The sequence below is a fragment of the Stieleria sedimenti genome (assembly GCF_025060895.1).
Lineage (GTDB): Bacteria > Planctomycetota > Planctomycetia > Pirellulales > Pirellulaceae > Stieleria > Stieleria sedimenti.
Genome location: NZ_JANZKV010000062.1, coordinates 1 through 14,202, shown reverse-complemented (window position 1 = coordinate 14,202; position 14,202 = coordinate 1). Strand labels below are relative to the sequence as shown.

12 protein-coding genes are annotated in these 14,202 nt (G+C 60.1%); 6 read left to right on the top strand and 6 right to left on the bottom strand.

Going from position 1 to position 14,202, the window contains the following annotated elements:
* Positions 1-524: 524 nt before the first annotated feature.
* The 4 genes from NZK35_RS09475 to NZK35_RS09460 all read right to left on the bottom strand — a co-directional run bounded on the left by NZK35_RS09475 (position 525) and on the right by NZK35_RS09460 (position 4,810).
* Complete coding sequence (locus NZK35_RS09475; protein ID WP_323379630.1) at positions 525-1,739, bottom strand: cytochrome-c peroxidase; 1,215 nt, start codon at positions 1,737-1,739, stop codon at positions 525-527.
* Positions 1,740-1,922: 183 nt separating this feature from the next.
* Positions 1,923-3,071, bottom strand: a complete 1,149-nt coding sequence (gene mutY / locus NZK35_RS09470) for an A/G-specific adenine glycosylase (protein WP_259632292.1) — start codon at positions 3,069-3,071, stop codon at positions 1,923-1,925.
* 21 nt (positions 3,072-3,092) lie between these two features.
* Entirely contained in the window at positions 3,093-4,427 is a 1,335-nt protein-coding gene (locus tag NZK35_RS34660; protein WP_259632291.1) for a PDZ domain-containing protein, read from the bottom strand.
* Entirely contained in the window at positions 4,397-4,810 is a 414-nt protein-coding gene (locus NZK35_RS09460) for a hypothetical protein (protein WP_145218859.1), read from the bottom strand. Before NZK35_RS09460 ends, NZK35_RS34660 begins: the two co-directional genes overlap by 31 nt.
* A 136-nt stretch (positions 4,811-4,946) precedes the next feature.
* On the opposite strand from NZK35_RS09460, the gene NZK35_RS09455 reads away from it, so the two are divergent.
* Positions 4,947-5,285 carry a hypothetical protein gene (locus NZK35_RS09455; protein WP_259632290.1) on the top strand — a complete coding sequence of 113 codons (339 nt, stop codon included), beginning with the start codon at positions 4,947-4,949 and terminating at the stop codon, positions 5,283-5,285.
* Positions 5,286-5,295: 10 nt separating this feature from the next.
* Here NZK35_RS09455 and NZK35_RS09450 read toward each other — a convergent pair whose 3' ends face one another.
* Positions 5,296-5,562 carry a LapA family protein gene (locus NZK35_RS09450; protein ID WP_259632289.1) on the bottom strand — a complete coding sequence of 89 codons (267 nt, stop codon included), beginning with the start codon at positions 5,560-5,562 and terminating at the stop codon, positions 5,296-5,298.
* Positions 5,563-5,948: 386 nt separating this feature from the next.
* Between NZK35_RS09450 and NZK35_RS09445 the strand changes: the two genes are divergently transcribed.
* Both NZK35_RS09445 and NZK35_RS09440 read left to right on the top strand, forming a co-directional pair.
* Positions 5,949-6,911 carry an ImuA family protein gene (locus NZK35_RS09445; RefSeq protein WP_259632288.1) on the top strand — a complete coding sequence of 321 codons (963 nt, stop codon included), beginning with the start codon at positions 5,949-5,951 and terminating at the stop codon, positions 6,909-6,911.
* Positions 6,817-8,508, top strand: coding sequence for a Y-family DNA polymerase (locus NZK35_RS09440; RefSeq protein ID WP_259632287.1), 1,692 nt, complete (start codon positions 6,817-6,819; stop codon positions 8,506-8,508). Before NZK35_RS09445 ends, NZK35_RS09440 begins: the two co-directional genes overlap by 95 nt.
* A gap of 98 nt (positions 8,509-8,606) precedes the next feature.
* Here NZK35_RS09440 and NZK35_RS09435 read toward each other — a convergent pair whose 3' ends face one another.
* On the bottom strand, positions 8,607-9,497 hold the full coding sequence (locus NZK35_RS09435; RefSeq protein WP_259632286.1) for a diacylglycerol/lipid kinase family protein: 891 nt from the start codon (positions 9,495-9,497) through the stop codon (positions 8,607-8,609).
* Between the two features lie 245 nt (positions 9,498-9,742).
* Between NZK35_RS09435 and NZK35_RS09430 the strand changes: the two genes are divergently transcribed.
* The 3 genes from NZK35_RS09430 (at position 9,743) to NZK35_RS09420 (ending at position 14,108) form a co-directional block, all read left to right on the top strand.
* Entirely contained in the window at positions 9,743-11,203 is a 1,461-nt protein-coding gene (locus NZK35_RS09430; protein ID WP_259632285.1) for a BamA/OMP85 family outer membrane protein, read from the top strand.
* Between the two features lie 77 nt (positions 11,204-11,280).
* Entirely contained in the window at positions 11,281-12,801 is a 1,521-nt protein-coding gene (locus NZK35_RS09425) for a BamA/OMP85 family outer membrane protein (protein ID WP_259632284.1), read from the top strand.
* Between the two features lie 2 nt (positions 12,802-12,803).
* Positions 12,804-14,108 (top strand): SMI1/KNR4 family protein, encoded by a 1,305-nt coding sequence (locus NZK35_RS09420; protein WP_259632283.1) that lies wholly within the window; start codon positions 12,804-12,806, stop codon positions 14,106-14,108.
* Positions 14,109-14,202: the final 94 nt, after the last annotated feature.

Here is a 14,202-nt window from a genome sequence, read left to right as displayed (position 1 = left end):
CAGCCCGCGAGCCCTCCGGTATGTTGGCAAAGATGTGGAACCGGAGGGCTCGCGTCCTGCCGCTAAAACCTCGTCAAACACAGGAGATAAATCGTTCACGGCGTAGGGCTCTCGCCTGGGAACGCAAGGTCACGGAGGCTCCGCCTGAGCTGCGCAAAATCGCCGTCTCGCGCCATCGCTAAATCTCTGCCGAATCGATTCTGCGATGGACCATCGATGAGCATGGAGCGGTTGGGCATCAAAAACACGATGGACATCAGCCGATTCGCGCAAGCGTTCGGGCCTCGACAACCACGGAGGGCCCGTAGGCTGGCGCCAAACGGCTGATCCCAAGAAGCCCCCGAGGGAACGGAAACCGCCAAAATCCTGCGAAGGAGTGCTTGTTTCGACGGAGAGATTTCGCGCGGCCCAGGTAGAGCCTCGCCGCCATTGCGTTACGAGGCAGAGCCCCGTAACGAGTCGCGTCATGAAGCCCGAACGGCATGCACAGCATGCCCTACCACGAACGGCACGCACCGCATGCCCTACTCGGGCAAGCGTCCCGTCTGAATCTTGGGGAACGTGCCGGTCAAGCCTTCTTTCATGAAGGCGACGAGATCGGCTTTCTCTTGATCGGTCAAGTTCAGCACCTTCATCTTGTCGCTCAACCAAGGGTTCTTGTGTCCGCCCTTGTCATACCAGTCGACGACCTCTTGAAGGGTCTGCTGGCTGCCGTCATGCATGTAGGGCGCCGAGAGCGTGATGTTTCGCAACGTCGGTGTCTTGAAGGCTCCCTTGTCTTTTTCTTCTTTCGTGATCTCGTAACGTCCCAGATCGGGGTCGTCCGCGTCCATGCTGACACCCAAGTTGTGGTACTGCTCGTCGGTGAAATTCGCTCCCGCATGGCAGGTGGCGCAGTTCGCTTTTCCGGCAAACAGCTTCATCCCCCGCTTGGCCGATTCGCTCATCGGGTTGTCCGCGATCGCCGCCTTGATCGCATCGTATTGGACCTTCAGCTCGGGTTCTTCGTCCAAGTATTCCAGGTCGTCGGCGAACAGTTTCTCAAACGTGTCCAGATCGTTTTGGTAGTCGTAGGGTGCCGGTCCGGTGACGAGCGCGCGTTCGAACGCGGCGATCGCTTTGCCGACATTGTCGATCGTCACTCCATCTCCAAACACCTTCTCGAACTGGAGCTTGTAGATTGGATTGGCGGCCAGGTCGGCGACACAGGCTTCGTGGCTGTTGCCCATCTCGATCGGGTTGGCGATCGGGCCGACCGCCTGCTCTTCCAGGGTGGCGGCGCGGCCGTCCCAAAATTGGGCTTTGCTGACGATGCGGTTGTAGGCGACCGGTGAATTTCGACCGCCTTCTTGGCCACGCACCCCGACACCGAACTGGGTCTGGGCGCCGTATCCTTGAGCGGGGTCGTGACAGGAGGCACACGAAATCGTGTTGTCATTGGACAGCCGGGGATCAAAATACAATTGCCGCCCGAGCTCGATCTTCGCCCGCGTCAGGGGATTGTCTTCCGGGATGAAGATGTTTCCTTGGGCGGCGCTGAGCCCCTTGGGCAGTGTGACCGACAATTCTGCGTGTTGTTTCGGTTGGGACAGCCAGTCGCGGACTTCCCCCAACGTCAGTTTTCCGCTGCCCGGGATTCCCGTCAGCAGCGAATGGTCTTCGCCGAGCGTGACGGTCGTGGATTGGGAAGCGTCGGAATTGTCCAGTGGTTCGGCGCCGGCGATCGAAGCCAGGCCCATCGAAGCCAAGCTCATCGAAGCCAGGCAGAACGGTGCCAACGAAAACAGGGATCGCAGCGTAGATCGGTGGTGTTTTGACATCTCAAAGGTGGGGTTTGAAGGCAGGGTGTGGCGTAAGCTTTCAGCTTGCGATGCGGTGCGATTCAGCTTGAACGCAAGCTGGAAGCTTACGCCACGATTACTCTAACTGAGCGGTAAAAATGATTGGTCGTCATCAACCAGGAAATCGGCGATTTTTCGCCCCGTGACGCTCAACGGCAGTGTGCGGATTTGGTCAAGTGAGACCCACTGCCACGGTGTCGGTGACTTTCGGGCTGCCGCGACGCCCGCGTTTGAAAACGCTGCCTGGTGCACGTGCAGCGAAATGCGAAACTTGGTGACCGCGTGACGAAGGGTCTGTAGCCGAACACCGGCGGCAACTTCCGTGCCCAATTGCTGCGACAGCCAGCCGGCGGCGGCGTCGACCGATTCCGTCGCCGCATCGGTGCAACGGGGGAAATCCCAAAGCCCTGCCCAGCGTCCGCCATCGGGCAGCGGTCGGGCAAGGTACTGCGTCGCCCCTCGTCGTTCGCGGCTGAGGATCAACGCGAATTCCGTTCGATCTTCGTAGGCGATGCGTTTGATCTTTCCTGGAATCTCGGCCTGTAAACCGAGTTCGGCGGCGCGACAGTGACTGTGGACTGGGCATTGGTCGCACTTCGGATTCTTGGGCAGACAGACCAATGCGCCCAGTTCCATCGCCGCTTGATTGAATTGTCCGCTGCCGCTGCGGGGCAGCATCCGAGTGGCGACGTCCCAAAGTAGTTTGTTGGCGTCGCGATCGGTGGGCGGGACTCGCAACGCGATCCATCGGCTGTAGACACGCTGGGTGTTCCCTTCGAGCACCGGTAGCTTTGCGCCGGCTGCGATCGAGAGCACGGCACCGGCGGTGTAACGTCCGACGCCGGGCAGCGCCAGGACTTGCTCGTATTTCAAGGGGAACTCGCCGCCATGCTCGGCCATGATTTGCTTGGCTGCGGCATGCATCGATCTGACCCGGCGGTAATACCCCAGGCCTTCCCAGTGACGCATCAACTCGGACTCTTCGGCGGCGGCCAAATCGGCGACGTTGGGAAACGATTTCATCCAGCGTCGGTAGTACGGCAACACCGTCGCCACCTGGGTCTGTTGCAGCATGATCTCGCTGACCCAAACGTGGTACGGCGTCGGGTCGCTGCGCCACGGCATGTCTCGAGCATGGTCGGAAAACCAGGCGAGCAGTTTACGACGCAATCCGGTTCGCCAGCGGGTCTGCTGCCAATCGTCGTGGTGTGGCGGGGTCTCAGTCGGCAAGGTGTCGGATCGTCTAGGGCTCTATTGGTTTTGCTGTTTCTTCAGCGTTGCGACGGTGTCAAACACGTCGTTGCCACGCCGGTAGCGGATCGCAATTTCGTCGCCGGGAATGTGCGTGTTGATCTGTTGCTGCAGATCATCAAACCGCGTGATCTTGGCGTCGTCGATGCGAATGACCACGTCTCCGGCTTGCAAGCCGGCGTCGGCGGCGCCGCTGCCGGGGGTGACCTGGCTGACTTCACAGGTGTCTTGCAGTGTCGTGCGACACATCACGCCCAAGAAACCGCCGCGACGCAGCGTGATGTCCAGGCCCGGCATCTCGACGCGCAACCGTTCGACACGCTGTTCGGAAACACCCGTGCCCATCAAGTGCAGCGCATCACGCAGTCGGAGACGCGTCAGTTCCGTCAACAGTTCTTCATTCAAACGCACGTACCGTAACTCGATCGCATCGAGTCGCGAACGTTGCTGCATCGTCTGGACGGCCGGCACCGTCAGCTCGCAATCGACGATCACCAGCGTCGTCAAGTCGGGCATCTTCATCACCGCGGCCAATGTTTCCGGTGTCGCCATCGAGTCTTCGATGATGACAAAATCGATCTCCCGAATCCAACGCAACCAAGCCAGCGCTTCGACGTCGCCGTTGAATTGCTGATTGATCCGAACGATCTCGTGTGAGGTGCTGCGAGAGGCCAGGGCGACGGTGTCGATGCCGATGAAGACGCCGGCGTCGGAAAGCTGGACTCTGGCTTCGCGACCACGCGACTCGGCAAACGACTCCAGCGTCGACTTTGCCAGCGTGGCTTTGGTGCCAAAGCTTGTCGCGGCAATCGACTCCAGCGTCGCGAGCGCTCCATCGGTCTGCCACGGCGGTTCGTCTTCGGCGACCTTCGCCAAGATCAGGATGACGTTTTCAACCGTTTCCAAATCGCCCACGTCGAGCATGTCACGCAAGACGGGGACGGAATCCAGGCCGCCGTCGATCAGGTGGCGTCGCGCGGATTGGCGGCGGAGAAAGCGTTCATGGGACAGCTGGCTGGCCCAGTACGCGAGCGTCCGCTCGTCGCGGGGAACCCGTCGCGGCGGCTGCTCGGCCGCCGGCGGCGTGTCGTTTGGCTCGGCCACCGCTGCCGCGGCGGGCTGCTCTGCGGCCTGTTCTGTGGAGGGCTGCTCCGTCGCGGCCCGTCCGGCGGGAACCTGTGCGGCGGGAACCTGTGCGGCGGCCGGAATACCGACGAGGATCAGAGACGCCGCCCAGACCAGGCCGGCGACGGAGCGGTCAAGTCGGTGCTTGCCTGGGGCGTCAAAGATCAAATCGCTCTCCCCTAACCGATGCACCAGCGATCGTTGAACCACTCGACACGGTCCGCGCGGCGCGGGTTGTATTTCGTCTCGGGGTTGAACTTGTGCGTTTTCAAGAACGACATGAATGCCTTGCCCGGCACTTCGGCGTGCTGGGCGATGATGTCGACATGCTCGCTTTCCGGTTTCCAGTCGTACAGGATCTTGTTGTCGGATTCGAATTTTTCGTCCAGGTACTCGATGTTGGCGGAACTGCAAACGACGAAGTCGCAATCACGTTTGCACAGGAAATTCAACAGTTTGCTGGCCAAGGCGCGGGTCTCGGCGAGCTGACCATCACAGGTTGCCGATGCGATGTTCCAAATGGAGACGAAACTGTGTTCGTCCTGGTCGTCCGGTGAAATTTTGAAATCGATTTCGTCTTCGGCGGCTGCCATGCTGAAAAGCCTTTTCAGATTGGGAATGATTTGGGATGTCTGTCCCGAAGATTCTAGACGATTTTTGTCGATTCGCACAGAGTCACGTTGGGTGTGACCTGACGTGTCATGCCGCTCTCGATGATTCAGCCAACGAATGAGACATCGCTCATTCAAGACGTATTTGGCCTGTTTCGCCGGAGCTTTTGCCATGACTCAAATGATGCTGTTCGACCCCTGCTCGCTCGCCCCCAGCACCCCCGTCGCCGTGAATTCCGCTGCGGTGGCCGCCAACCCGGTGGCCGCCAGCCCCGTCATTTCCCACTCCCGAACCGCCAAGTCGACGGCTGCTGATCGCACCCCCCGCGAGAACCGCAATCACGCCGACGCCGAGGATGGGATTCACCACATGGGCGATTTGGCCCGCCTGGTCCTGCTCCGTTACCAACTGGTCGCCCAACGACGCCAGGAAATGGCCGCTCGACGCGGAAAATGAACGCCGCCTGTCAGCTGCGACCTGCCGGTCCCTCCGGCTGGCTGTCTTTTTTGCCTGACTTGCCTAATCGCTCCTTTTTCCGATGCAGCATCCAAGCCGTCCACATTGCGCCGACCATAAATCCGATCAGGCCCGAAATCGCCAGCAACATCGCCAACGGAACTTCCAGGTGAAACACCAGCGGCATCCGCAGCAAAACACTTTGGGTGTTGGAAAGCGAAAAGATCATCAGCACCAACACGCCGGAAATGATCAAAAACCATCGAAATCGCGCCATGATGCAAATGTCCAGTGAAGTGCAGGTAATCAGAAAGTGCAGGTAATCAGGAGATGATTGTGCCGAGCCGTCAGCTCCGCCGAAACGGCAACGGTCAAAAAACGAGCCCGAAATGCTAGCATCCGTTATGCTGGCATTGGATGCGGGCCCCAGTTTCTTTTCTTGCATCCATTCGTTCGGGACGAATCGACATGGCCAAGCAGCAGCAATTTTTTTCGTTCATGGAGGCTCCGGCCGTCGCTGCGCACGTCAACAAGCGGCCCTTCCTGGCAGGGAGAGTCGATCCCAGCGAGGGGAGGGTCGAACGGTCGTCGCTGAGCGATTCCCAGCCGCAGAGCCCCTCCCCACCTCGTCGTGAACTCCTCCGCGACCCTCCCAGAGGGAGAGTGACTTGGACTCTTGAGACTTGTGTCGATACCAATGCCCAGAGCACCAATGCCCAGAGCACCAATGCCCAGAGCGAGGGTGACGCAAAACCGGGCGACCTCGAAAGAGAAGAAGCGGGACGTGCTTCGTCGGCGTGCCCCGATCCTCCCAGCCGTGAGGCGATCTTGAAATCATTGCGGGCCAAGGTCGGGTGCATCAGCACGGCGCGGCAAAGCGATGGGAGAGGATTTTCGACCGGCTGCGAAGCGATGGATCGGTGGCTGCCGACCGGCGGTTTGCACCCGTCGACGCTGACCGAATGGATTGCCGCCCACGACAGTGCCGCCGCCGGATCGTTGGCGATGGCTGCCGCGGCGAATCGATTGCGTCAAATTCCCGGTCGACCGCTGGTGATCGTCGATTGCAGCGGCACGTTCTATCCGCCGGCGGCCGTCTCGATGGGGGTGCCGCACCAGCGGATGATTCTGTTGCGTCCCCGCAGTGGTGCCGATGCGATTTGGGCGATCGATCAATCGCTGCGTTCCGGAGCCGCCGCGGCCGTCTGGGCTTCTTTGCCCATGCAAGTCGACGATCGCGACGCAAGACGTTTGCAACTGGCGGCCGAAAGCGGTCGAACACCGGGGTTGCTGGTGCGTGGGTTTGCCGCGCGGGGAAAACCCAGCTTCGCCGAAGTCCAGTTTTATGTGTCGCAGCAGCCGCGTGAACCCGCGCGTTCGGTCACCAACCGCTCGCGTGATTTCGAAATCATTTCGGTCACACTCGACCGTGTTCGTGGCGGTGCGGTCGGCAGACAGCTTGCGCTGCAAATCATCGACGCGACAACGATCCGTCCGCTTTCCACCACCATCGGCCCACAGACGAAACGGCATGAAACGGCTGCTGAGCATCTGGCTTCGCAACTGGCCCATCCAGCGATTGCAAAGCGAGTGGCGGCGCGACGCGACTCTCGAACCGCTTCCTAGTGATGCGTCACGGGACAACCGCACGGCACCGCTGATCCTATGGAAGAACGATCACCGCCGCGGACGGTTGGTGGTCGCCTGCTGCGCCGCGGCGCGGCGGATGGGCGTTCGCACCGGCATCGCGATCGCCCAGGCGACGGAGCTTGCCGGTTCCGCCGGCGTGACCCCGAGCACCGTCGAGCATGATCCGATCGCCGATTCGATCGCCTTGGGACGTGTTGCCGATGCCCTGCAACATCAAATCAGTCCGCTCGTCGCGATCGAATCGCTCGGCAAACGACTTTGGGCCGGTCAGGTTTTGCCGGAGCCCGACACGTTGTTCTGTGATCTGTCCGGGGTAACACATCTGTTTGAACATGAAGCCGGGATTTTGGATGCCACCGGCCGCTGTCTGTCCGAACTCGGATTGGTCGGCAAACTGGCCATCGCCGATCACGCCGCCGCCGCTTGGGCGCTGGCCCATTACGACGTCAACGACCCCGTGATTTCGTCACGGGGTGTCGATGATCTACTGCACTTGAGCGTCAACGCGCTGCGGATCGAATCGGAAATCAAACACACCCTGGACCGATTGGGGATCGAAACCATTGGCGCCCTGCTGCGGCTTCCACGCGGCGGACTGGCCCAACGGCTGGGCGACGGAATCGTCAAACGGATTGGCGAGATCTTGGGCGAAGTCGAGATCCCGCTGGAAATCCACCATGCCGAACAACAGCACCACAGCAGCCATGAATTGGAATACCCGACGGATGATCTCGAGATCGTGATGGATCGCGTGGGTCGGCTGGCGGAGTCCATCGTGGCGAGTTTGGCGGCGTGTCAACGCGGCGCGTTGCGTGTGGCGTGTCGTTTAGAACTCGTCGACCGCGCGCCGCTGTCCACGGTGATCGGCATGTTCGCCCCGACCCAAGATCAAAAACATCTTCATGGTTTGATCAACTCCGGTTTGGAATCGTTGCGCGTCGCGTCACCGATCACCAGGATCAGCTTGTCGGTCTTGCAGAGCGGCCCGCTGCGGACTCAGCAAAACGCGCTTTTCCCCGACGGCGCCAGCGGGTTGGGTGACAGCGAGGTCTCCGATCGTTCCCTCGCCCGGCTCGTCGACACGCTCTCCGGTCGCCTCGGTCGCGACGCCGTCTTGGGTGTTCGATTGAGTGAAAATCCGTTGCCGGAGAAAGCGTTTCGAACCTATTCCCTGACCGATCATCGGACCCGCAAGGCGCTGCGGCGGTTGCCATCGAAACAACCCGTTCGGCGAACGACGGCGGGCGAGCGTTCCGCCTTTCACGCTCCCCGGCGTGACGATGCACGCCGCCGCCCGATGCAGCTGTTGCGCAAACCCGTTCGCTTGACCGCGGTCCAAAAATCGTCCGCCCACGCCGCCAATCCTTTTCAAGCCTTGCCGCCATTCCGATTCGAAGGTGCCCTGCATCGCGTCGTGTTTGCGTGGGGCCCCGAACGCATCGAAACCGGCTGGTGGGACGGCCCCACGATTCGCCGCGATTACTACCGCATCGAAACCGAAACAGGAAACGTTTGGTGGGTGTTTCGAGAGCTAAAGACCGGGGAATGGTTTTTACATGGACGGTTTTTTTAGTTTCAAGTTTCAAGTTTCAAGTTTCAAGTTTCAAGTTTCAAGTTTCAAGTTGCAACCCAAAAAAACGCACACGCTGCAAGACAAATCCTTGCTAACAGCTAACAGCTAACCAACAAACGAATCCGTTGCGGCAGCGTCTTGATTTCCAGTGGCAGCCGTCCGGCGTAGTCACCGTCGAGTTCATAGGCGACGCGTTGGTCGGATTCGAATCGCAGGCTTAAAACGTGATTCTCTTGGACGCCGCCGAACTTTCGGTGCATTCCGGCGACGATTCCCAGCACGTAGCCGAATCCGCTCAGCAGGCCACGACCGGCGAAGGTGATCAGGTCCAGGTTTCCGTCGTCGCCGGTTGCCGACGGATGAATCCGTAATCCCGCCGCATAGCACGGCAGGTTGAACGCCATCGCCCAGCCGACCTGCCGTTGTTGAATGACTTCGCCGGAGACGTCGATCGCCGTGACGCGAATCGCGGGAAATCGATAGGCCCGGCAGGTTTGCCAAATCGGTTTCAGGTAACTGTGGCGGCGGATGTGTCCCTTGCGTCGTAGGTGCAATCGGCGGACGACTTCGGCGTCGAACCCGGCCGTCGCCATGATCAGAAACAGTCGCCCGTTGGCTTCACCGGCGTCGATCTGGAGCGGGTGCCCTTCGGTCAGAGTTTTCATCACCGCTTCGGCGGCGTTGGATTGCCCCAGGTATCTCGCCAGCAGATTTTCGGTGCCCATCGGCATCGGCAACAGTGGCGTTTCGGGGAAGGTGCTGGACGCGACCAGGCTGATCGTTCCGTCACCGCCGGCGGCGACCACGACCGGCTGTGAAACACCGGTTTCACGCCGCCGCGTCACAACGGCGTTCAGTTCGCGGGGGCACGACAGCGTCTGGTACTTGATCCCGGCTGCGGCGAGCAGTTCGGCCAAGCGGGGCAGTTGTTCGCGCGCCACACCGCTGCCCGCTTTGGGGCTGGTAAACAAAATCACGTCCAACGTCATCGCTCTCGGTGCGGAAAATGTTCTCGTCTCTCGGGTACCCGACCCTCTTTGTCGCATCATTCTTCGAAGATTCCAACCAGATTCACGCAAGTTGCTGGGGGAATCTGCCTTGTCTTGGCACTTGCCGCGTTGGTAACACCCTTTCACGCCATGAATCGCGCGTGCTGTGAATGACCACGCGGTGGCCCAAACACGATCCACGGATGGATCGCGTTTTCCTCGTCGAAACGGTTTGCCTTCGTCTTATGACACAACGAATCAATACGCACGGATGTCCCGAGACCGAAATCCGCTGGTGCGAGACCGCTGGCGGCGCGTCGGCACCCCTGCTGATCGCACTCGTGGCCAGTTTGGTGTTTTCCTTGCCTGCGGCGGCCCAGATGGGCGGCGGCATGGGGGGCATGGGTGGCGGCGGAGGTCCTCAGAGCGGCGGTCCGGCGGGACCGTCGGAGCGTCCCAAGTTTCGCGATCACGTCCACAACCAGGATGCCTTGCCGATCGGCCGCGAACACGGCGACAAGGTCGTCACCAGCGTGCGGATTGTCGGCAATCGAGCGCTCAGCGAGCATGAGATCCTTCAAAAGATGCAGACCAAGAAAGGGCGGTTTTTCAGCCGCGAAGTGTTGCTCGGTGACGTCCATCGGCTGAACGAAATGAAATCGTTTGACCATGTCACCTTCAAAACCAAAGAGAACGATGCCGGCGTCGACGTGACGTTTGTGGTGCATGAACGCGCCCTGATCTCCGCGATCTCCTTTCACGGAAACAACCGCGTCAACGACCGCGACCTGAAGGGCCGCGCCGGATTGGAAGTCAAAGATCCGCTCAGCGAGTTCTCCGTCGAATCCGCCCGCAGACGATTGATCGACTACTACAAGGATGAAGGGTTCAACCAGGTCGCGATCACGTCGACGATCGGGTTCAAGGACAAACCGGGCATGGTGATCTTTCGGATCAACGAAGGCCCCAAAGAACGCATCGCCAGCATCAATGTCATCGGCAATACCTTGCTGAGCGAAGCCCGACTCAAGAAGCTAATCAAGAGCCGTGGACCGTTTCTCAAACTCGGCTACTACACCTTCAACGTCGCCAACATGGCCAAGATCGATCGTGACGTCGATATCTTGGCTGCGACCTATCACAACCTCGGCTACCTGACCGCCACCGTCGGAAGGCGAATCTCCTACAGCGAAGACGGCAAATGGATGAATGTGACGTTTGTGGTCAACGAAGGCAAACGTTTCAAAATCAACAGCGTACAAATCATCGGCAATCAATTTGTCACCGAGAATTCGCTGCGACAGCGTTTGGAACTGAAGGCCGGCGACATGTTTGACGGCACCATCTTGAAACGCGACGTGGGCGAGATCGTTTATGGCTACGGCGAATTGGGATTCATCTATGCCGACGTCCAGCCCAAGACCGTGATGCGTGACGAAGAAAACACCGTCGACCTGGTCTACCAGATCGAAGAAGGCGACCGCTGGAAGATCGGCGAGATCCGCGTCAACATCGAAGGCGAACCGCACCTGATGCGGGAGACCGTGATGCTGAACATGTTGGAAATGCGCGAAGGTGATTTCATCGACCGCAGACTGTTGGAAATCGGTCGACGGCGAATGAGCAACAGCCAGTTGCTGGAAACCAATCCGCAAATCGCCGACCCGCCTGACATCATCGTCGATCCTCGGGAGGATGCGTATTAATGAATCCCCCCTCCCACCCCGACACCGACCGAAACGTTATCCCATCACCCCTGACCCCAGCAAGCGAATCAACCCGAATGGAATCGATCGATTTGCCGAAACGATTGGCCAGGCGAGCCGCCATCAACACGCCGATGGCACGCGGCCTGGCAGTTCCAATCGCCGTGCTCGCCTGCACCGCGTTGTTCTGGACCGCGCTGTCCTGGACCTCCTCGGCCAACGCCCAGAACTATCCGCCGGGATACAACCCGGCGACGGGGACCTACGTTCAACCGCAACAAAACGACGCGCCACAACAAAACTATGTGCCGCAGCAAAACTATGTGCCGCAGCCGGTGCCGCCGCAGACGGCGTTTCCGCCGACTCAGTTCGGGCCACGTCAACGCGTGCTGCAACCCGGTCAATCGGTCCCGGGAAGTGGCACCGCGTTTCCGCCGATCGGCACCGATCCGGTGTACACGCCTAACGTTCGCGTCGCAGACTTGATCGTCAACGGATTTCCCGCACGGACCGGACGGATCATGTTCGGCGGTGCGGTCAACAGTGACGCCGGCGTGACCGGCCAGATCACGATCGACGAACGAAACTTCGACATCATGCGTTGGCCCCGCTCGTTCCGAGACCTGTTCGGCGGGACGGCCTTCCGCGGTGCCGGGCAAACCTTTCGCTTGGAAGCCGCACCGGGCAGCGACTTTGATCGCTACAGCGTTCAGTTCGCCGACCCGAACTTGTTCGGTTACTTGCCGATCAGTTTTTCAGCCAGCGGTTTCCTGTACGACCGGCGTTACGACGACTGGGACGAAAACCGTCTCGGCGGTCGATTTTCGTTGGGCTATCGCATCACGCCCGACTTGTCGCTTGCCGTCGGCATCAGTGGTCAGAATGTCGACCTCAGTCGCGTTCGGGCACTCAACACCGCCATCCTGTCGCCCGGCGATGCGGCCGAATATCAAGAGTTGACGGACGCCCAGGGTGACAACGAGCTGTACAGCGGCAGCATCACGCTGACGCACAACACACGTGACAGTCCGATTCAGCCCAGCCAGGGCCACTATTTCCAGTTCCAGTTCGAAGAAACCTTCGGCGACTACGACTACTCCCGAATCGAGTTGGAGTACCGCAAGTACTGGTTGCTGGCGTCACGCGCCGACGGCAGCGGTAAACAAACCTTCTCGTACAGTACACAGGTCGGATTCAGCGGCAACGACACGCCGATCTTCGAAAACTTCTTCGCCGGCGGTTACGCGACGCTACGTGGATTCGATTTTCGCGGTGCCGGCCCCGTGGTGGGCGGTACGGGCGGAAATCCCTACGTTGCCGTTGGGGGGGAATTCCAATTTCTCAATTCGGTCGAGTACATGTTCCCGATCACGGCCGACGACGCCTTTCGTGGTGTCGCATTTTGTGACTTTGGTACCGTGGAAAGCAGTGTTAAACTGGACGCCGACTCGTTTCGCGTCGCGCCCGGTTTGGGTTTGCGTGTTGCAATCCCCGCGCTCGGGCCGGCCCCGCTCGCCTTCGACTTTGCCTACCCGGTCAACAAGTCTGACTTTGACAACGAGCGTATCTTCAGCTTTTACATGAGTTTGATTCGGTAACCTTGCAACAGCCGACCCAACCATCCGCCGCCTCGGGATCTTGGACCGACCAGATCCAAGCGAGGTTTCGATGCGTCCTTTCCGACGACTTATCGCGATGGTTCGACGACGAGATCTGGCGTTTCGCCGATGGCAGCGCAGGCAACCGGTTTGCCTCGGCGATCCCGCCCCAAGAACTCATCGATGAGGCGCCCACGGCGATCTGGCCGGCGCTGATGCCCTGTGACTTTCTCCCCATCCTGACCAACACGATGGGCGATTGGTTGTGCGTCCGGATCGCCGCCGACAATTCGGCCGGACAAGTCGTCCACTGGTACCACGGCGGCGGCGACTGGATCCCCTGGGGCGTCTCGCTTGCCGAGGCCATCTACTTTGACCACGTTCGGCACAAGCTGCCCGGCAGCCGTCGCGACCACGCGATCTCCGCGGGTTCGGCAAGCGATGAAAGCGATCGATCCTGCCATCGATTGAATCACTGGGCGATCAGTCGGCTGGGACATCGGTCGGCTTCGGATTTGGAACCACTAAGCGGTCTCGAACTGGCCGGCGAGATGATCGATCGCCACATTTGCCAAGCGGCGGTCTTGTGTCAACTGGTGATCGACGCGTTAGAAAACCCGCTGCTCAGCGACGATGCCCTGCGCGGCTTGGACATCGACGATCCCCAGCAACTCCAGCGCGGCTTGTTCGACAACCGACTGATGGAAAAGGACTGGATCGATAAGGTGGTCGCGACGAACGTTTCCCACCAGCAGGTTCTCGACCAGCAAGATTGGGACGCGGCGATGCGCTATTGCCGTCGCGCGATCGAGTTCGCGCCGGAACTGGGCTGGGCCTGGGATGTCTTGGGGTACAGCCAAGAGCAATCGGGAAATTTCGCCGCCGCGATGGATCACTACCGAAGCGGGTTGAACTGTTCCATCTTCACCGATCAAACGGTGCGCGTGCGTACGCATGGGTTTTGCGGTGAAGGCCAAAAATTTTCCGCCGCACGCTTGATGACGCTCGGCTATGAGCCTCCTGATTCGGTCGAGCAAGGTTATTTCGAAAGCCTTTGTGTGCCTTCGGCCAGCGATCGACGCGATCGCGTCCGCGAGCACTTCGCCGCGTTGGCTCAACAAGCACGGCCCGCCCGAGCCCACGAGTTGTGGGTCCGTGCGGGATGGGATTTGGGTGCCGAACCGATGCTGGCGTTTGCGGAACTGCTCGAGCAAATCGCAATCGCGGCCGACGCCGCCGGCAGGGCGGCCCAGAGTGAACTGGCCCGCACCCACCGAAACTGCTTCCGCGATCGCTACGGAATCTAGTGCCCCGAATGGCACCGGCAAGCGTGTTGGTGTGCAGGCTTGAGCCGCCCACTGTCGCTGCGTCGCAGCGACCAGGAATCGCCTAAAGGCCAAT

Excerpts from the sequence above, each read along its gene's own strand:
- NZK35_RS09425 (WP_259632284.1), top strand. The coding sequence starts at position 11,281 with ATGGAATCGATCGATTTGCCGAAACGATTGGCCAGGCGAGCCGCCATC.
- NZK35_RS09460 (WP_145218859.1), bottom strand. The coding sequence starts at position 4,810 with ATGGCAGCCGCCGAAGACGAAATCGATTTCAAAATTTCACCGGACGAC.
- NZK35_RS09435 (WP_259632286.1), bottom strand. The coding sequence starts at position 9,497 with ATGACGTTGGACGTGATTTTGTTTACCAGCCCCAAAGCGGGCAGCGGT.
- NZK35_RS09455 (WP_259632290.1), top strand. The coding sequence starts at position 4,947 with ATGAGACATCGCTCATTCAAGACGTATTTGGCCTGTTTCGCCGGAGCT.
- NZK35_RS09450 (WP_259632289.1), bottom strand. The coding sequence starts at position 5,562 with ATGGCGCGATTTCGATGGTTTTTGATCATTTCCGGCGTGTTGGTGCTG.
- NZK35_RS09440 (WP_259632287.1), top strand. The coding sequence starts at position 6,817 with ATGAAACGGCTGCTGAGCATCTGGCTTCGCAACTGGCCCATCCAGCGA.
- NZK35_RS09430 (WP_259632285.1), top strand. The coding sequence starts at position 9,743 with ATGACACAACGAATCAATACGCACGGATGTCCCGAGACCGAAATCCGC.
- NZK35_RS09475 (WP_323379630.1), bottom strand. The coding sequence starts at position 1,739 with ATGGGCCTGGCTTCGATCGCCGGCGCCGAACCACTGGACAATTCCGAC.